At 66.8% G+C, this 18,313-nt stretch carries 19 protein-coding genes; 7 read left to right on the top strand and 12 right to left on the bottom strand.

The genetic code is table 11. The features are described from left to right. The first annotated feature begins 281 nt into the window (after window positions 1-281). The gene (locus tag AB4Z47_RS11395; RefSeq protein ID WP_441950149.1) at window positions 282-923 is read left to right on the top strand and encodes a DUF402 domain-containing protein; all 642 of its coding nucleotides are present in this window, start codon (window positions 282-284) and stop codon (window positions 921-923) included. 56 nt (window positions 924-979) lie between these two features. Next, window positions 980-1,504, top strand: a complete 525-nt coding sequence (locus AB4Z47_RS11390; RefSeq protein ID WP_441950148.1) for a DUF402 domain-containing protein — start codon at window positions 980-982, stop codon at window positions 1,502-1,504. A 61-nt stretch (window positions 1,505-1,565) separates the two neighbouring features. Here AB4Z47_RS11390 and coaE read toward each other — a convergent pair whose 3' ends face one another. Further along, window positions 1,566-2,768: a dephospho-CoA kinase gene (gene coaE, locus AB4Z47_RS11385; protein ID WP_441950146.1), complete on the bottom strand. Its 1,203-nt coding sequence runs from the start codon at window positions 2,766-2,768 to the stop codon at window positions 1,566-1,568. Window positions 2,769-3,135: 367 nt separating this feature from the next. Between coaE and AB4Z47_RS11380 the strand changes: the two genes are divergently transcribed. Then, window positions 3,136-3,351, top strand: coding sequence for a hypothetical protein (locus AB4Z47_RS11380; RefSeq protein WP_441950145.1), 216 nt, complete (start codon window positions 3,136-3,138; stop codon window positions 3,349-3,351). 530 nt (window positions 3,352-3,881) lie between these two features. On the opposite strand, the gene AB4Z47_RS11375 is transcribed toward AB4Z47_RS11380, so the two are convergent. Further along, entirely contained in the window at window positions 3,882-4,217 is a 336-nt protein-coding gene (locus AB4Z47_RS11375) for a hypothetical protein (RefSeq protein ID WP_441950144.1), read from the bottom strand. Window positions 4,218-4,600: 383 nt separating this feature from the next. Then, a complete protein-coding gene (locus AB4Z47_RS11370) occupies window positions 4,601-5,302 on the bottom strand; it encodes a TetR/AcrR family transcriptional regulator (protein ID WP_441950142.1) in 702 nt (233 codons plus the stop codon). An 85-nt stretch (window positions 5,303-5,387) separates the two neighbouring features. On the opposite strand from AB4Z47_RS11370, the gene AB4Z47_RS11365 reads away from it, so the two are divergent. Together AB4Z47_RS11365 and AB4Z47_RS11360 are read left to right on the top strand one after the other, a co-directional pair. Then, window positions 5,388-6,065 (top strand): NAD(P)-dependent oxidoreductase, encoded by a 678-nt coding sequence (locus tag AB4Z47_RS11365; protein ID WP_441950140.1) that lies wholly within the window; start codon window positions 5,388-5,390, stop codon window positions 6,063-6,065. 14 nt (window positions 6,066-6,079) lie between these two features. Next, window positions 6,080-6,862, top strand: coding sequence for an SDR family NAD(P)-dependent oxidoreductase (locus AB4Z47_RS11360; RefSeq protein WP_441950139.1), 783 nt, complete (start codon window positions 6,080-6,082; stop codon window positions 6,860-6,862). 6 nt (window positions 6,863-6,868) lie between these two features. Here AB4Z47_RS11360 and AB4Z47_RS11355 read toward each other — a convergent pair whose 3' ends face one another. Further along, entirely contained in the window at window positions 6,869-7,456 is a 588-nt protein-coding gene (locus tag AB4Z47_RS11355; RefSeq protein WP_441950138.1) for a hypothetical protein, read from the bottom strand. Window positions 7,457-7,718: 262 nt separating this feature from the next. Next, window positions 7,719-9,185: a 30S ribosomal protein S1 gene (gene rpsA / locus AB4Z47_RS11350; protein ID WP_441950202.1), complete on the bottom strand. Its 1,467-nt coding sequence runs from the start codon at window positions 9,183-9,185 to the stop codon at window positions 7,719-7,721. Window positions 9,186-9,426: 241 nt separating this feature from the next. On the opposite strand from rpsA, the gene AB4Z47_RS11345 reads away from it, so the two are divergent. After that, complete coding sequence (locus AB4Z47_RS11345; protein WP_441950137.1) at window positions 9,427-10,272, top strand: class I SAM-dependent methyltransferase; 846 nt, start codon at window positions 9,427-9,429, stop codon at window positions 10,270-10,272. A 145-nt stretch (window positions 10,273-10,417) separates the two neighbouring features. Here the strand turns inward: AB4Z47_RS11345 and AB4Z47_RS11340 are convergent, their stop codons facing one another. The 3 genes from AB4Z47_RS11340 to AB4Z47_RS11330 form a co-directional block, all read right to left on the bottom strand. Continuing rightward, window positions 10,418-10,576 carry a toxin-antitoxin system HicB family antitoxin gene (locus AB4Z47_RS11340; protein WP_441950135.1) on the bottom strand — a complete coding sequence of 53 codons (159 nt, stop codon included), beginning with the start codon at window positions 10,574-10,576 and terminating at the stop codon, window positions 10,418-10,420. An 11-nt stretch (window positions 10,577-10,587) separates the two neighbouring features. Further along, a complete protein-coding gene (locus AB4Z47_RS11335) occupies window positions 10,588-11,472 on the bottom strand; it encodes an SPFH domain-containing protein (protein WP_441950133.1) in 885 nt (294 codons plus the stop codon). A 78-nt stretch (window positions 11,473-11,550) separates the two neighbouring features. After that, a complete protein-coding gene (locus tag AB4Z47_RS11330) occupies window positions 11,551-12,903 on the bottom strand; it encodes an FAD-binding oxidoreductase (protein ID WP_441950131.1) in 1,353 nt (450 codons plus the stop codon). Between the two features lie 70 nt (window positions 12,904-12,973). Between AB4Z47_RS11330 and AB4Z47_RS11325 the strand changes: the two genes are divergently transcribed. Beyond that, entirely contained in the window at window positions 12,974-13,873 is a 900-nt protein-coding gene (locus tag AB4Z47_RS11325) for a LysR family transcriptional regulator (protein WP_441950130.1), read from the top strand. Window positions 13,874-13,939: 66 nt separating this feature from the next. Here the strand turns inward: AB4Z47_RS11325 and AB4Z47_RS11320 are convergent, their stop codons facing one another. The 4 genes from AB4Z47_RS11320 to AB4Z47_RS11305 all read right to left on the bottom strand — a co-directional run bounded on the left by AB4Z47_RS11320 (window position 13,940) and on the right by AB4Z47_RS11305 (window position 18,179). Next, window positions 13,940-14,692 carry an amino acid ABC transporter ATP-binding protein gene (locus AB4Z47_RS11320; RefSeq protein WP_441950200.1) on the bottom strand — a complete coding sequence of 251 codons (753 nt, stop codon included), beginning with the start codon at window positions 14,690-14,692 and terminating at the stop codon, window positions 13,940-13,942. A gap of 32 nt (window positions 14,693-14,724) precedes the next feature. Further along, window positions 14,725-15,684 carry an amino acid ABC transporter permease gene (locus tag AB4Z47_RS11315; RefSeq protein WP_441950128.1) on the bottom strand — a complete coding sequence of 320 codons (960 nt, stop codon included), beginning with the start codon at window positions 15,682-15,684 and terminating at the stop codon, window positions 14,725-14,727. A gap of 3 nt (window positions 15,685-15,687) precedes the next feature. Continuing rightward, window positions 15,688-16,551, bottom strand: coding sequence for an ABC transporter substrate-binding protein (locus tag AB4Z47_RS11310; protein WP_441950198.1), 864 nt, complete (start codon window positions 16,549-16,551; stop codon window positions 15,688-15,690). Window positions 16,552-16,853: 302 nt separating this feature from the next. Beyond that, the gene (locus tag AB4Z47_RS11305; RefSeq protein WP_441950127.1) at window positions 16,854-18,179 is read right to left on the bottom strand and encodes a PucR family transcriptional regulator; all 1,326 of its coding nucleotides are present in this window, start codon (window positions 18,177-18,179) and stop codon (window positions 16,854-16,856) included. Window positions 18,180-18,313: the final 134 nt, after the last annotated feature.

Raw genomic sequence — 18,313 nt, 5'->3', positions numbered from 1 at the left:
CCGCACCGCTCGGTACGGACGCCGCGGCGGGGCCGTCGGAGGACTGCGACCACCGAGTGCCGGGCGCCGGACCGGAATCCGGTCGGCAGCACGACGTTCGGGGCAGGCGCGCACAGCGTTCTCACAGTCCGGTGCGGTACTATCGGCGCAAACCATCGCATGCCCGAAATGTCCGTTGCGGCAACATATTTCGCGTTCGGAATCCCGCCGGGAACCGCGCGACGACGCCGTCTCAGGTGTAACCTGAGCTGGTTATTCGGATGTGGTGAAGGACAAGAGCTATGACCGGTCTGATTCCATTGCTCGTCGCCGTGCCGGCCGTCACCGGCCTTGCCGGGTATGTCGCAAGAGATCTCCGCGCGGCGGTTCCCTCCACAACGGGTGCCACCGCGATCGCACAACCCGGGCCGGCTACCCCAACCCCACACCGGCCCAGGGTCGAGTTCTTCAACCTCGACCATCTCACCAACACCGACGCCAAGGGCTTCGTCCGGCCGGTCGAGCGTTTCCACGTCGAGCCGTGGGGCCTGTACATGGCGCGCGCTGTCGACGGCCCGAGCTCGCACTATCTCGAATCCTGGCTGCTGCCAGGGCTTTCGCTGCGGGCGACGGTCGCGCGGCGCAACCCGGCACACCACAGGGACCCGGACTATCGCCTCGACATCGGCGAGATCACCCAGCTCGGCCCGAAGCGCTGGAAGGCGGTGGACCACTACTTGGACATCGTGGTCCGCCGCGGCCGCACTGCCGAACTCCTCGGCGTCGGTGAGCTGCTCGCCGCGCATGCGGCCGGCCTGGTCGACACAGCGCAGGCGCACCAGGCTGTCGAGCGCGCCACGGCAGCGCTGGACGGTCTGGCCGCGCACGACCACTGCGTCGAGGACTGGCTCGCCACCTACGGCATCACACTCACCTGGTTGTAGCCCCGATCACCGGCGCTCGACTCGACGGAGTCGTGGCGGCGGTAGATTCTGGATACATGACGCAGGCACCTTCCATCGACGTGCACCGCCCCAAGGTCGAGTACTTCAACCTCGCGGACCTGACCAACACCGACCCCAAGGGCTTCGTGCGGCCGGTCGAGCGGTATCACGTCGAGCCGTGGGGCCTGTACATGGCGCGCACCTCGGATCATCCACAGTTCCATTACCTCGAGTCCTGGCTGCTGCCGGAGCTGTCCATCCGCGCGACCGTGTTCCACTACCATCCGGCCCATCAGCGCGACCAGGACTACTACCTCGACCTGGGTGAATTCAGCGTGGTCGGCCCGAAGAAGTGGAAGTCGGTCGACCATTACCTGGACATCGTGGTGCGCTCGACGCGCGAGACCCAGCTGCTCGACGTCGACGAACTGCTCGCCGCGCATGCCGCCGGACTGATCAGGCTCGGCGAAGCGGAGGCAGCCATGCAGCATGCGGCCGCGGCGATCGACGGCATCGCCGCCAACGGCCACACCTTCGAGGGCTGGATGGAGTCCCTCGGCATCACCCTGACCTGGATGTGAACGACAGCGCCGAGGAATGCTGGGGTCGGAGCCGGGACCGCCTCGCCACGGCAGTGCGGCGCTAGCTGTCGCGCCGGGCCAGAGCGCGCGCGAAGGCCGCGTCGAACCAGGGCTCCTTGACCTCGAGGTAGGCCAGCGTTGCCTCTTCGGCGGTCAGCCCGACCGCCCTGGCCTCTCCCTCGCGCTTCACCTCGAGGTACTCCGCGCGAGCGGCGGCGTCAGCGCGCAGCCAGTCGCGGAATCGCAGCGCGAACTGTTGGCCCGGCGTGCCCTCGACCCGCACGTGCACGTTGGCCAACCTGCCCGGGTCGGCGTTTTGGTGGAACCGCTTGGCCCACGGTGCGAGGTCGGCGACCACCGGATCCTGCGGAGTGGGCTTAGGGTTGTCGCTGGTGATCTCCGGCCGGGCCGGGAATCCGACCGCGCCGAGCGCGTCCCGTACACCATCGGCCGCGGCCAGGTCCGCGACCGTGATCTGCAGATCGATCACGTCCTTGGCAGGCAGATCCGGCACGGAAGTCGAACCGATGTGGTCGATCCGTGACGCGGCCGCACCGCAGGCCACCCACAGCCGGGCGATCAGCCGCTGCGCCTGCCCGGGCCACTCCGGATTCGGAGGCACGATCCGCACCGTGCTGCGACGGGCGGGTATCCCGGTGCGCAGGTTGCGCTCGAAGGGCACCAGCCGCTCCTCCCACAGCCCGCGCACCACGGCGGCGACCTCGCCTGGAACGCCGCTGTTGTCGAGCAATACGTCGGCAGCGGCGCGCCGCTGCTCGTCGGTGGCTTGCGCCGAAATACGCGCCCGCGCATCGGATTCGGCAACGCCGCGAAATTCCGCCAAACGGCGAATACGCGTTTCGGCGTCGACATCGACTACCAGAACGAGATTCATGAGTGGCGCGAGACCATTTTCCACCAGCAGGGGAATATCTTGGACGACAACCGCGTCCGACGGCGCTGCGGAAATCAATTCCGCGGTGCGCTTTCCGACCAGAGGGTGGGTGATGGAATTCAGTTTCGCGCGTGCCGCGTCGTCACCGAATGCCTTGGCCGCTAACGCGGGACGATCCAAGCTGCCGTCCGCGGCAAGAATGTCCGCACCGAACGCCTCGACCAGTGCCGCGAGTCCCTCGGTGCCCGGCGCCACCACCTCCCTGGCGATCAGATCGGAATCGATGACTACCGCGCCGAGGTCGGCGAGTGCCCGCGCCACCGTCGACTTGCCCGCTCCCATACCTCCGGTGAGGCCGATCCGTAACATTCGACCAGTCTTTCATCCGGGCGCCGACCAGCCGTCCGCTGCCCCGACTCAGCCGAACGTACGCCCCGCTGCCGGCACGGTCCGGACACGAGAGCTGCGCCGCCGCATCCGATTGGCGGCCATCGGCGGCGCAATCCCGTCGAATACCCGATGCGGTCACGTATTTCACCACCTCGGCTGCCATTTGCCCGATCCGTGACTGCGCCGAGACCGATTCGAAACATTTTCGGCCGGTTCCGGTTTGTCAGCGACGCCTTTCCGACACGCCGAGGAAATGACTTCCGTAAAATACTCTGTCGAGCTGTTTGGTTCGGCTAATCTTCGCCGTGGCGCTCCAGGCCAGCACCAGCAAAGCAAAGGAACATCATTGGGCACCAGAATCAACCCGACGGGTCGCCACCGCCTGGGTAGGGCGGGTCGAGTGCACTGCATTCAGATCCCCGCCGTCGCGGCGGCGCTTGCCGAGCACCGCCGCTCATGGTTCACCGCGTTCGTCAGTCCCGCCCGACACAGTTTCGGGACCCTGCGGAGACGTTCGACCGCAGCACCCGCGGTCCGTTGGGTACCTGCCGCTGCGGCCTGAACTCTCCTATCGACGGTGGCCCAGCCCTCGCCAGGCTGGGCCACTCTCATGTGCGAACGAGGCCGTGCGCGGGGTGCCGGCCGCGGGATCGGCATCGTCTTCGCCGGGACCGGGTAAGAATTCCGACCGGGCCATCCGTGACTTCATCTTCCGCGGCGCCGACGGACCTCGCTCGGGGAAGACGATCATGCCCTTGCCTACGGCACCGCACCATCTGATCCATGGAACATGCCGCGCGTGTGAGCATTTACATCTCGAGGACTACGGTTCCGGTGATCGCGACGCTGATTGTCCATGGATCCCGGGCTTCGGCGAGATCGTAGGACTCGGAAGAGAACGCGATCTCACGTCGACCGGAAAAGTATTTCCGGGTTTTCCCGGCACGTTCGGGGGCAAGCACGAGGCGAGCAAGTGCGGATGCCGAACGACGAGGGGCGTGAACATTGATTCCCGGGACGAAAGATTGAATCGGCCAACGACGAGGCTCCAGCCTGGGCCTCGCCGAGGGTGGACAACCAGCTCGCACAAAATCACGCTGTCATGGGCGAGTGGATCGGGCGCGGCGGGTTCGGCAGTCCCAACGCGGTATTGAGACGATAGGCGCCACCCAAGCCGTGAAATACCGCCATCGCCAGGCCCCCGGCGCCGATACTCACAACTCCCGGCCAGGGATGACTGGAGAGATCGGCCCAGTATCCGATCAGGGCCGTGAGCACGAGCCCTAGGAATCCAGCGACGGCGTTACGCACCGGAGCGTTGCCCGTTACGTTCGGAAACTCCTCCCCGATCATGCCCTTCACGAAGTGCGGAACGGCGTTGACACCCAGGACCCCTGCCAGCAAGGACAGGACGACAGTAGACCACATCAGCAACAACCTCCCTCTCTACTTCAGTCAACAACGGTAGACTGAATTTACCGCCACACCCGCGGTTGAGTCAACATGCGTAGACTGAATCTCCATACTGCCCCGATCCGAACGCAGCAAGACCGAACATCGAAAACTGGACGTCGGCAGCAAGCGGCCGTTCACGGGAATCGGCTCGACCGGACCACGACCGCGACCAGGCCGGCGGGCCCCGGATTCACAACCGACGGCGACGCGCCGAGGGCATGATCGGAGAACCTGCCCGGCCAGCGAGCGAGCACCAGCAACAGCGAAGAAGCGGCAACGCCAGCAGCGAGGTCTTGGCGACGACGGCCACGGCGAGGTCGAGGTCGAGGTCCGCGTCATACCTCACCAAATGCGGCCTACAGCCCGAGCGAGCGGACCAGGTCGAGCATCTCGGTGCGGAAAAGCTTTGCGGGATCCTGCGCTTGCGGAAGCAGGTGGCCGTACACCTCGAGGGCGATCAGTCCGTGCATCCGACCCCACATACGCAGGGCGAGGCCGAGCGCCGCAGGCGGCAGTGCCGGGAAGTCGGCGCGGACATGCTCGACCAGCCCGGCGTCGAAGTCCGACCATGTGGAGTCACCGATGGTCTGTCGTGTCGCGGCGCGCGGCCATGCGGCCGCCGCGAGACCGACCAGGCCGGTGCACGCACGCAATTCGGCCTCCGCGGCCGGGCCACCCGGCGGCGCCTGGTAGCCCGGCACCGGATCGCCGTAGATGAGCCGGAACTCGGCAGGTCGCTCGACCGCCCAGCCGCGAACAGCTTCACCCCAAGCCACTATGCGCCCGGCCGGGTCGGCCCCGGGGACGGCGTCACGCGCCGCCTCCAGCCGGTCGACCAGGGTCGTGTACACGTCGGAAATGAGCGTGGAGATCAGGGCGTCGCGGGTGGCGTAGTAACCATAGATGGCGCCGGCGGTCATGCCCATCTCGCGGGCGATGGCACGGAGCGAGATCGCATCGGGACCGCCTTCGGCAAGTAGGCGCATCGCGATCGCCTTGATGTCCCCCGACGCCTGCTCACGCAGGCGCTCCCTGCGACTCTTCCCGACCTCGACCACGTTGACACTCTACAGCGTTTGACTACTATCAGCAGTGCTGTTACTGAACGGCGTGTAGTAAATCAACGATGTTTAGGGAGATCTCGTGGATATCGGAGTTTTCGGGGCGACCGGCGTCATCGGCGCACGCGTCGTCACCGAGGCGCAGCGGCGTGGGCATCGGGTGACTGCGTTCACGCGAGATGCCGCGCGGTTCCCCGCCGAGCGAGGGAACGCGGCGTGGACGGTCGCTGATTGGCTGGATGCCGACAGCATCGCGTCGGCGATCGCGGGCCTTGACGTGGTCGTCAGCGCGGTGAACGCGGGATACGGCATCGCGGACACCATCGCCAACGCGGGCAATTTCGTGGCAGGCGCACACGCGATGGTCGCCGCGCTCGACCAGCAGCCGCGGGTGCGGTTGATCGCGGTCGGCGGCGCGGGCAGCCTGGAGGTCGCACCTGGTGTGCAATTGCTCGACACCGGAGACGAATTCATCCGGAACCTCACCGACGTCCTCGACGTGCCCGCGGAGTACGCCGACGTGGTGCGGGCGCTGCGCGACGCCTTGAACGTCTTTCGGGTGTCCAATCGCAACTGGACCTACCTCAGCCCGTCGTCCGGCCGGATCGACCCCGGCGCCCGCACCGGCCGCTTCCGCGTCGGCGGCGACCAACTGCTCGTCGGCGAGGAAAACATCTCGGCGGAGGACGTCGCGGTCGCCCTCTTGGACGAGGTCGAGCAACCCCGATTCGTCCAACGCCGCTTCACCGTCGGCTACTGAGCGAGGACATGACCATGGAACTAGGACTTACGGGGCGGACGGCCGTCGTCACAGGGGCGGGCCGCGGCATAGGCCTGGCAATCACACGAACGTTGGTCGCGGAGGGCATGCGAGTGGTCGGTGCCGCGCGCACGATCACCGACGAGTTGCGAGCCACCGGTGCCACCGTGGTCTCGGTCGACCTGGCCACCAGCGGCGGCGCGCACGAGCTCATCGAGCAAGCGCTTGCCGGATCGGGCGGCATCGACGTGCTGATCAACAACGTCGGCGGCGCGGACTTCAACGCGCTCGCCGGATTTCTCGACATCGACGACGACACCTGGCGGCGTACGTTCGATCTGAACTTCTTCAGCACCGTGCGGGTGACCAGGGCGGCGCTGCCGAGCCTGCTCCAGCGGCGTGGCGCGGTGGTCAACGTGTCCTCGATAGCCGGCCGCGCACCGGGCGGCGCGGTCGCCGACTACGGCGTTGCCAAAGCCGCGGTCACGGCGTTGAGCAAATCGCTGGCCGAGCAGTTCGGCCCACTGGGTGTCCGAGTGAACACCGTGTCGCCGGGCCCGGTCCGCACCGCGTTCTGGGAAGCCGCCGACGGCCCTGGTGGAAAGATCGCCGCAGCCAACGGGACTCGGGTGGAGGAGTTCCTTCCGCAGTTGCCTGCCGCCGTCGGTATGACCACCGGGCGCTTGATCGAGGCCGGGGAGGTCGCCGCACAGGTCGCCTTCTTGGCCTCCGACCACGCCCGCAGCATCGTCGGCGCCGACCTGGTCATCGACGGCGGTGCCTTGAAGAACATCTGACCGCACCTAGTGCGACCCGCTGTCGGCCTGCTGGCCTCGGGTCCGTTTTTGTCGGACCCCTCCGGCACAATCAGAATCGGTCGGACGCCGATCGAGTTGCCACTCAACGTAATCCGCAACTCGAACGAGGGAGGCATCATGCCCGACGTCCATGCTTCGACGCCCGACCCGGGTGACCCGCGCACCGTCGACCACGATCGCCTCATCGCGCTGGCGGTCGAGATCGAACGGCACCGGTATCTGTTGCGCCGCGCGGCGGAGGACTACCGGTGGCGGGTCGAGCGGCGAGTCGAGCATCTGGACCCGCAGGATCGGGACCTGCGGCTGCGGCAGGCAGAGCAACTCATCGCGGCGCTGATGATCGACACGCTGGATTTGGATGCGTATCAGGCGATCCGGGACGGCATGCCGGTGGTGTTCGACGCCGAGCGCAGGGTGTATGTCCTGCGCCGGCCCGGACGGGATCCGCTGCCGATCCGCCCCGGACTGCCGGAGCATCGGCTCGGCGTGATCGCCCGACTCGCCGCGCTCGGTCTGCGCTTGGAGGAGATTCAAGTCGTCGCGCTCACGACGGCGCAAATGGTTCCACCCCATGAGGTGACCAAGCCACCGCCCGATCTCCCCGAGGTGCGACGCGGGACGACGAAGCCCTCGCGCGGCATACGCAGGCCACATCGTCGTAGGCGCCCCGGCAGGGCAGTGACCGTGGACGATCGGGCCGCACGGCGCATTCCTGAGCCGATAAACGGCCGAATCCGAACTTTGTCAGCTGTCCGGTGTGGCCGTGGACAGCCCCGAAAACGAGTGCGCCCCAACCGGTTTCGCGGTTGGGGCGCACTCGTTCAGCTGATGCCGATCAGGCGTTGCCGGACAGCTTCTCCCGCAGGGCCGCCAGCTGGGCGTCACTTGCCAGCGAACCGCCGCCGGTCTCGGCCTGGCTGGAGGCAGCCTGCGCACCGCTCTCAGAGGAGTAGTTCGATGCACCGCCGCCGTTCGCGGCCTCGGCCGCGGCGTCGGCCGCCATCTTCTCCATCTGCGCGGTGTGCATCTTGTGGCGACGCTCCGCCTCGGCGTAGCGGCCTTCCCACTCCTCGCGCTGCTTGTCGAAGCCCTCGAGCCACTCGTTGGTGTCGGGGTCGAAGCCCTCGGGGAAGATGTAGTTGCCCTGCTCGTCGTAGCTGTCCGCCATGCCGTACTTCGACGGGTCGAACTCGGCGTGGTAGTCCTCGTTGGCCTGCTTGAGGCTCAGCGAGATCCGGCGACGCTCCAGGTCGATGTCGATGACCTTGACCATCGCGTCGTCGCCGACCGCGACAACCTGGTCCGGGACCTCCACGTGACGCTCGGCCAGCTCGGAGATGTGCACCAGGCCCTCGATGCCCTCTTCGACGCGGACGAACGCACCGAACGGAACCAGCTTGGTGACCTTGCCCGGCACGATCTGGCCGATCGCGTGGGTGCGGGCGAACTGACGCCACGGGTCTTCCTGGGTCGCCTTGAGCGACAGCGAAACCCGCTCGCGGTCCAGGTCGACGTCGAGCACCTCGACGGTGACCTCGTTGCCGACCTCGACAACTTCGGAGGGGTGGTCGATGTGCTTCCAGGACAGCTCGGAGACGTGCACCAGGCCGTCGACGCCACCCAGGTCCACGAAGGCACCGAAGTTGACGATCGAGGAGACCACACCCTTGCGGACCTGGCCCTTCTGCAGCTGGTGCAGGAACTCGCTGCGCACCTCGGACTGGGTCTGCTCCAGCCAGGCGCGGCGGGACAGCACCACATTGTTGCGGTTCTTGTCCAGCTCGATGATCTTGGCCTCGATCTCCTTGCCGACGTACGGCTGAAGATCGCGGACGCGACGCATCTCGACGAGCGAGGCCGGCAGGAAGCCGCGCAGGCCGATGTCGAGGATCAGGCCGCCCTTGACGACCTCGATGACGGTGCCCTTGACGGCCTCGTCCTTCTCCTTGAGCTCCTCGATGGTGCCCCACGCACGCTCGTACTGCGCCCGCTTCTTCGACAGGATCAGGCGGCCTTCCTTGTCCTCTTTGGTGAGAACAAGCGCCTCGACCTCATCACCCACGGAAACGACCTCGTTGGGGTCGACGTCGTGCTTGATGGAGAGCTCGCGAGAGGGGATGACGCCTTCGGTCTTGTAACCGATGTCGAGCAGGACCTCGTCGCGATCGACCTTGACGATGGTTCCTTCGACGATGTCGCCGTCGTTGAAGTACTTGATCGTGGCGTCGATGGCGGCGAGGAAATCCTCGGCGGAGCCGATGTCGTTGACGGCTACCTGCGGCGAGGTGACGGTGGTGGGCATATGTCGGTTTGCTCCGGACGGATTGTGGTCGGTTGCGGACATTGGAACTTTCGGTACGCTGCGAACTCACCGCGAGGTGTGAAGACGGACACTTAGGAAGGTACCGCACGCAACTCGCGTCGAATCCAGCACGGGTCGTACTTCGGTACGGTTGTACGGAAGACACTCGCGCGTTCAGCGTACGCGACCTCGGTCCGGCCGAGCAAACCGGCAGTGCCGCCACGCCGATAGGCTGACGGGCGTGTCGGAAGATCGCCATGCGCAAGCAAATGCACTGCTCGGGACGACGGGCACGACCCGGACCAGGATCGGATCGGACGCCAGCCAGCTGGCCAGCCGACGTTGGTGGGATGCCGATGCCGCGCAATACCACGAGACGCACGCGGATTTCCTCGGCGTGGACTCGCCAGGGGGAGAGTTCGTCTGGTGCCCGGAGGGCCTGCACGAGGGTGACATGCACTTGCTCGGCGAGGTGACGGGCAAGGTCATCCTGGAGATCGGCTGCGGCTCCGCGCCGTGCTCGCGTTGGCTGGCGGGGCAGGGCGCGCTGCCGATCGGGCTCGATCTGTCCCGAAGCATGCTGGAACGCGGGAAGGCCGCGATGGCGCGCGGCGGGCCGCGGGTGCCGCTGGTGCAGGCGGGTGCCGAGGCCCTTCCGTTCGCCGACGCCTCCTTCGACCTGGCCTGCTCGGCGTTCGGCGCCATCCCGTTCGTCGCCGACTCGGCGCTGGTAATGCGGGAGGTGGCCCGGGTGCTGCGGCCCGGCGGGCGCTGGGTGTTCTCGGTGAATCACCCGATGCGCTGGATCTTCCCCGACGATCCCGGCCCGGCGGGCTTGACGGCCAAGATCCCCTACTTCGACCGCACCCCTTACGTCGAGGTCGACAGCGAGGGCGTGCCGACCTACGTCGAGCACCACCGGACCATCGGCGATCGGGTCCGCGAGATCGTCGCGGCAGGTCTGCTGCTGGAGGACATCGTCGAACCGGACTGGCCGGAATGGCTCGAACGCGAATGGGGGCAGTGGAGCCCCCTGCGCGGCGAACTCTTCCCGGGCACAGCCATTTTCGTCACGGGTAAGCCGTGAGCGATGCGAGGTGGTGCCGACCGGAAGCCGATCCGCGAGGCTGCGTTGGCGGCTCCGCTGGAGCGGTGGCGCGCCCGACGCGCTGCCCGCGGCCGGGCGATGTCGGCCGCGAGCACCGAGTCCGCGGCCTACCTCGCGCGGCGCTCTACTTCGAATTCGGTGTGCGCCCGGCCTGTTCCAGCGCCAGCCGCAGCGCGTACTCGATCTGCGCGTTGATGCTGCGCAGGTCGTCGGCCGCCCACTTCGCGATGGCGTCGTGGACGGCCGGGTCCAGGCGCAGCAGCAGTTTCTTGCGCTCAGCCATGGGCTGCCGCCTCAGGAGTAGAGCGAACCGGCGTTGACGACAGGCTGGGTCGGCCGGTCACCACACAGGACGACGAGCAGATTCGACACCATCGACGCCTTGCGTTCCTCGTCCAACTCCACCATGCCCTCCCGGGTGAGCCGCTCCAGTGCGAGGCCGACCATACCGACCGCGCCCTCGACGATCTGGGTCCGGGCCGCGACGACCTGGGCGGCCTGCTGCCGGACCAGCATGGCCTGGGCGATCTCGGGCGCGTAGGCGAGGTGGGTGATCCTGGCCTCCAGCACCTCGATGCCCGCCATCTCGGTGCGTTCACGCAGCTCGACGGTGAGTTCCTCGGCGATCTCGGCGCCGTCGCGCAGGCTGGTGCGGTCGGCGTCGTGCGCGTCGTACGGGTGCGTCGTGGCGAGATGGCGCACGGCGGCCTCGGACTGGGTCTCGACATACACCTCGTAGTCGTCGACGGCGAACGCGGCCTTGAAGCTGTCCACCACCCGGTAGACGACCACGGCGGCGATCTCGACCGGGTTGCCGTCGGCGTCGTTGACCTTGAGCTTCTGAGTCTCGAAGTTGCGCACGCGCAGGGAGATGCTCTTTCGGTCGGTCAGCGGGATCACCGAGAAGAACCCGGGTTCGCTCACCGAACCGACGTACCGGCCGAAGAACTGGACCACCTTGGCCTCGTTCGGGTTCACCACGGTCAGACCGGTCGCGAGCAACAGCAACACGACCACGATAACCGTCGCGACCACCGCGCCGATCACGGCGGGCACGCTGCCGTTCCTGGATCCCGCGGCAAAGCCGAGCACGGCGCCACCGCCGAACAGGACGGTGAGCACGAGCCACCCCAGCAGCACCACGAAGCCGTTGACGCGGAAAGCAGATCGAAACTGCATGACATCCTCCCAATATCAGAGTGATATCACGAAGATAGCATCTTGCTGCTGCGCAGCGCCAGGGCGCGGCGGCCACGCTCACCCTGCGGCGGGCCGAATGTTGCGGTTGAAGCGGAACAGGTTGCTCGGGTCGTACTTCGCCTTGAGCGCGGCCAGGCGCGCGTAGGTGCCGGGCAGGTAGCCCGCGCGGGTCTGCGCCTCGTCGGCGTCGCCGCCCGCGCCGTAGAGGAAGTTGAGACTGTGGCCGACGGTCCACGCAGCCAGCGCGGCACGGACTCGAGCCTGCGCCGCAGCGCCTTCCGGCCCGGTGATGACTCGCACGATATACGCGGTGTCGCGGTGGTCCACCGCGATTCCGGCACCGCCAGGCCGGCCCAGCGCACCGCCGAGATGCCGGACGTCGACCACCGCGTCGACGCCGGACTCCGGGCCCGCGGCGGCCAGCAGGGCGGCGGCCGCGTCTTCGGTGAACGCGCCGAGCAGCGCGTTGGTGGCCGCGTAGGCATGCGGGTGGTCGGGGTCGCTGTGGATGGTGTGCGACTCGGTGTAGGGCATCGTTCGCAGGTCGTCTTTCAGCCGTTCACCGACGGCCCGCAGCGGCGCGACCAGGCGCTCACCCTCCTCGGCCGAGCCGGTGAAGGCGATCCGGAACGACGCGACGTACCGGCCCCGCAGCGGCGCGGGAACCTGCGGGATGTCCGGAAAGGTGAGCATGGTGACCGTCGAGGTCAATTCCTCCGGCACGGTCGCGGTCCACTTCCGCCAAGCATCCAGTGCCCGCTCGACCAGCGGCGTGTCGAACACCAACTGTCCGCCGTACACCGTTGCGACCGAAACCAATTCGACCTCGACCGCGGTGACGACACCGAAGTTGCCTCCGCTGCCGAGCACGGCACCGAACAACTCGTCACCGGGTACCAGCCTGCGCATCCGGCCGTCGGTGGTGACCAGCTCGATCGCCCGCACCCGCTCGGCCGCGTAGCCGAATTGACGCGCCAGCAGCCCGACGCCGCCGCCGAGCAAATAGCCCACCACACCGACCGAGGGCGACGAACCGTTCAGCGGCGCCAACCCGTGTTCGGCCGCCGCCTCGACCAGCGCGCCCGCGCGCACTCCGGCGCCGACGTGCGCAATACGAGTCGTCGGGTCGACCCGGAGGCCGGTCATCCGACGCGTGCTGATCAGCACTCCCCCCTCGGTCGCGACCGACAGCCCGTGCCCGGTCGCCTGCACTGCGATCGGAAGGTCATGGCGCGCGGCGTATTCCACGGCGGCACGGACGTCCTCGGCGTGCACAGCCCCGACGATCAGGGCGGGCCGGTGCGCATAGGCGGTCTGAAAACCGGCGATCTCTTCGTCGTAGCCCGGGTCGCCCGGGCGGAATACGGGCCCGGTGAAGGTGTCGATGGTCTGTGCGGCGTTGTTTCCCATGCCTTGACGATGCCCCGCCAAGAACAAGAAGTACAACAGATAGTTATTATGGTTTCTATAATCGACAGTTATGGAACTGCGTCAGCTCCGCTATTTCGTGACCGTCGCTGAGGAGGCGAACTTCACCCGAGCCGCCGCCCGGCTACATCTTGCCCAGCCAGGGCTGAGTGCGCAGATCCGCCAACTCGAACGCGAACTCGGCCAGCCGCTGTTCGACCGCGGTGGTCGCACGGTGACGCTGACCGAAGTCGGCGCTGCGGTCCTACGCCATGCGCGGGCGGCACTGGACGCGACCGAGCGCATCACCCAGACCGTGGACGAATTCACCGGCCTGCTGCGCGGACAGGTCCGGGTCGGCCTCATCTCGGGAGCGGCGGTCGACGAATTCGATTTCGCCGCGGTGCTCGCCGATTTCCACGACGACCATCCCCAGGTCGGCATCAGCCTCACCGAGGACACGTCCGATCGGATGCTCGCCGCCCTCGCCAGAGGCGAACTGGATGTCGCGCTGATCGGATTGACCGGCGCGGAACTGGAACCCGGCATCGGCATAGATGTGGTTCTGGACACGCCCGTGGTCGCCGCGGTCGCGGCGACCGACACGGCCTTCGACGCCCCGGTCCCGCTCACCGCGCTGCGCGATCGGCCCCTGCTCTGTCTGCCTGCGGGCACCGGAATTCACGGCATCTTCTCTCGCGCCTGTGCCGCAGCGGGATTCGAGCCGAGCATCGCGTACGAGGCGGCCGCGCCCCCGCTTTTGCTGCGCCTGGCCGCGCGTGGGCTCGGCGTCGCCGTGATACCCGAAATCACCGCGCGTGAGGCGGCGGCCTTCGGAGTGCGGACGCTGCGCATCATCGAGCCGGAACTGCGCGGGCGCCTCGCCCTTGCTCGGCGCACCGACCGCCCCGGCAGCCCCGCCGCCAAGGTGCTGCTCGGCCAGCTCCGAATCGGCTTGCACGCCAAGGCATGACACCAATGCGGTCGGATGGCGGCCACCGGCGCGCGACAACGGCCATCCGACTGTGTTCGTCCTGCGTCAGAGCAGCCGGGAGAAGAACGCCTTGGTACGTTCGTGTCGCGGGTCGGCCAGCACTTCGCGGGGCGGACCCGCCTCAACGACGACGCCGCCGTCCATGAACACCAGCTGGTCGGCGACCTCGCGGGCGAATCCCATCTCGTGGGTGACCACCACCATCGTCATGCCCGATTGCGCGAGTTCCCGCATGACGGTGAGCACCTCGCCGACCAGCTCCGGGTCCAGCGCGGAGGTCGGTTCGTCGAAGAGCATGAGCTTCGGGTCCATGGCCAGCGCACGGGCGATGGCCACGCGTTGCTGCTGGCCACCGGACAGCTGCGCCGGATAGGCACCCGCTTTCTCCGCCAAGCCGACCCGGTCGAGCAGCTCCCGTGCCCTGGTCACCGCGTCCGCCTTACGGATCTTCTTGACCTGGGTCGGCGCCTCGATCACGTTCTCCAGCGCGGTCCGGTGCGGGAAAAGATTGAAATGCTGGAATACCATGCCGATTTCGCGGCGCTGCTTGGCAGCGTCGCGCGGGTGCAGCTCGTAGAGCTTGCCGTTTTTCTCCTGGTAGCCGACGATCTCGCCGTCGACGTACAACCGGCCCGCGTTCACCTGCTCCAGGTGGTTGACGCAGCGCAGGAAGGTGGACTTGCCGGAGCCGGAGGGCCCGACAACACATAGCACTTCGCCGCGACCCACCTCGAGCGAGACGCCCTTGAGCACCTGCAGCGCACCGAAGTTCTTGCAGACCCGGTCCGCGACGATCATCGGAGGGGGCGTGGCCTTCTCGACGTCGACGCTCATTTCGCCTTCACTGTCTGCTGGGCGTCGGCGAGTTCCTGGAGCTGCTTGGCGGTCAGCTGCCGCGAGACGCCGCGCGAGTAGTAGCGCTCCAAATAGAACTGCCCGACCATCAGCACGCTGGTGATCGCCAGGTACCAGGTAGCGGTGACCAGCAGAAGCGGAATCGGCTGGAAGTTCACGCCGTAGATATCGCGCGCCCGGCCGTAGAGGTCGGTGGACAGGGGGATGGCGGTGACCAGCGAGGTGGTCTTCAGCATGCCGATCAACTCGTTGCCGGTCGGGGGAATGATCACGCGCATGGCCTGCGGTAGCACGGTCCTGCGCATGGTCTGACCCCAAGACATGCCGAGCGCGATGGACGCCTCGCGTTGCCCCTCACTGACGGAATTGATTCCGGCACGGACAATTTCGGCCATGTAGGCGGCCTCGTTGAGCCCGAGGCCGATCACGGCGAAGGTGAACGCGGCCTGCAAGCCCTGCACGTCGAGCTGGAAGAACTGCGGCCCGAACGGAATACCGAGATCGATCTGGCGGTACAGCGAGGGGAACAGTCCCCAGAACACCAACTGCACGAAAACCGGTGTACCGCGGAAGATCCAGAGGTAGACCCACGCCGAAGCCCGCAACACCGGGTTCGGCGAAAGGCGCATCACGGCGAGCACCGTGCCGAGCACGACCGCGATGGCCATCGCGAGCACGGTCAGCTCCAGCGTGACGACGGCACCCGAGGTGATTCTACGGTCGAACAGGTACCGCGAGTAGGTATCCCAGCGATACGCCGGGTTCGTCGCTGCGCCGTAGACGAACAGCGCCACCAAGACCAGAATGACCGCCGCTGCTATCCAGCGACCCGGCCTGCGCAGCGGCACCGCTTTGATCGGCTCCGGCTCCCGCGCCGAGTCCGCCCCGCCGAACCCGGGTTCGCCAGGCGTCGGGCGAGCGTTGTTCGTCGCCATCGCTCAGCTCACGGCGCCGTTGATGACGGATGTCGTGATCGCGCCTTCCTGGACACCCCAGTTCTTCGTGATCTCGAGATACTTTCCGTCGTCTATCAGATGCTGGACCGCCTTCTGCAGCACCGCGGCCAGCGGCGCGCCCTTGGCGACTGCCCAACCGTAAGGTGCGGAATCGAACACGGGGCCCGCGTTCTCGATCTTGCCGTTACTCTGCTTGATTGCGTACGCCGTTACCGGAGAGTCGGCCGACATTGCGTCGACCTGACCGAGCATCAGCGCGTTGGTCGCGCCGCTCTGCTCGTCGAACGGCTTGATGTCGATGGCGGGCTTACCCTGCGCGACGCACTTGGCGCTCTTGGCTGGCACCTCGTCGGTGTGCTCCACCGTGGTGGCCTGCACCGCGACCTTCTTACCGCAGGCATTTTCCGGGTCGACCGGCTTGCCCTTCTGCTGGGCCCACTGGACCCCCGCGTTGAAGTAGGTGGTGAAGTCGACCTGCTGCTCGCGTTCCTTCGAGTCGGTGATCGATGACATGCCCACGTCGTAGGTACCGGACTGGATCGCCGGGATGATCTTCTCGAACGCCGACTCGACGTACTCGGCCTGCACGCCGAGCACGGAGGCGATCGCGTCCATCAGATCCACGTCGAACCCGACGATCCGGCCGCTGGCGTCCTTGTATTCGTTGGGCTGGTAGGGAATGTTCACGCCGACGACGATCTTGCCGGACTGTTCGATCTTGTCGGGGAGCTGCGCCGCGATCTCGTCGACCTTGTCCACCTGCACCTTTGCCACCGTGGGTCCGGACTCCTCGGTGTTCGTGGTACAGCCCGTCAGCACCAGTGCGCCCGCGGCGAGCACACCCATCACCCGCAGGGCGCGCCTGCCGAGTACCGATCGATCAGACACAACAGCCCTCCACATTTCGGATATACGAAACCAGGGCGTCACCACCCGTTGGCAATCTAAGCGATCGAAGCACCTTTTGCTGGAAAGTAACGGAAGCGAAACACGAAGTCGTTGCGAACCCCTGCCGCCCGCGTGCCGGTACGCCGCGAACACCCTACCTCGTCACGTCCTGACCTGCAGTTTCGAGATGCCGGTTCATCCGATGCGCCGGTCGCGGACAACCGCCATAGGACAGGGTCGTGCCGTCCGACGGGATGAATTCAGCCGAGAGGCTTGCGAGTTGGGGTGTTCTGGTTACCTCCGAAACGGCCGGGTTGTAGGACTGTGGGCCCGAACCAGTGGCAGAGGAGGAGAGCGAGTTCGATATCGAGTCGGTCGTCGGCGATCGGGTGGCCGCGACGGTCGACAGCGCGCTGGATACGGTATTTCACCGAGTTGAAGTGGAGGTTGAGTTCGTCCGCCGCGGCCTTGTAGCTCGAACCGTGGTGGAGGAAGACGCGCAGGGTATTCCGCAGTCGCGCATCGCTGTCGGAGTCGGTCGCGAGCGGGCCGAGAATGTCGCGTACCCAGGCTCGCGCTTCGGAGAGGTCGTGCCCGAGCAGGGCTGCTGCCGACAAGCCGCGGTCGGTGGCGGCGGTGACGCGCAGGGTGCGGGGACCCGCTGCTACGGCGATGTTGCGGGCGCTGGCGGCCTGGTGATGCGATCGACGGAAGCCGTCGACTCCGGGCAGTGCGGAGCCGATCGCGATACGTGGGGCGTCTTTGTGGGCGGTCACGAAGCGGCGGATGTGCGTGTAAGGGTCTGGGACGGTGGCGGAGCTCAGCGGAATCCACCCCCAGCCACTGACTCGATCGGCGGCAACGAACAGCGGGCTTCCGGATGCCGTCATGGATTCAGCGAGGTCCTGGAGAAAACGTTCCAATCGCACGAACTCGTTTCCGGTGCTCGCATCGTCGGGATACCAGAGAATAACCGCGAGATGGACGCGTCTGAGTGGATAGCGGATCGCGGCGGTCACCGCGTCCAGATCCACTTCGCCGTCGTCGAGCAGCTCACGGACACGAATGGCGCGCACGCTGTTGCGGCTCTCCGACCAGCGATCACGCTCGATCTCGTATGCCCCGATCAGCTGCTGCGATATCCAATCGACGTAGCCGAAGGTGACGGTCGTCATCCGCTCGTAGACGTCGAGGCTCAGCCCCGGCTCGAGGTCGGCGGCGCGGATCTCCTCCAGAATCAGGTGGAGCAGGACCTGCTGCCCCAGCCGGTACGCGCGAAGCAGCGCATTCGCCGGCACACCGTGCTGAGCCAATCGCCGCGCGTACTCGAGCGCCGCGGTAGGCGGTTCGATCCGCTCGATCGGGATGTCGTAGCGAAGTGCGCGGAAAATTGTGTCGATGTTTCCCTCGACGCTGGCGCCGAGCAATTCGACCAGCTGCGAGTCGCCCCGCAATTCCGAGATCTCGGCAGCCAAGTCCTGCTGAATCGACTGTGACAAGTCGGTGATGCGGGCATGGAGCAGTCCGGCAATCGTCGCGGCGTTCTCGCTGACGACCGCCTTGTCATACCGGCGCCGATCAGCCATACCTAGACAGTAGATCGAGGCCCTCACCAGGGCGAATATTTCAGCTGATGGCATTGTCCTCCGGCGACAACCGCGGGCGCGGACTTCGTCGATTCCAGACGGTGTGGACCACCTGTCGGATTTCTACGGTTGAT

This window comes from Nocardia sp. 2TAF39 (genome assembly GCF_052114905.1).
Taxonomy (GTDB): Bacteria; Actinomycetota; Actinomycetes; order Mycobacteriales; family Mycobacteriaceae; genus Nocardia.
This window is presented reverse-complemented; position numbering and strand designations above follow the sequence as displayed.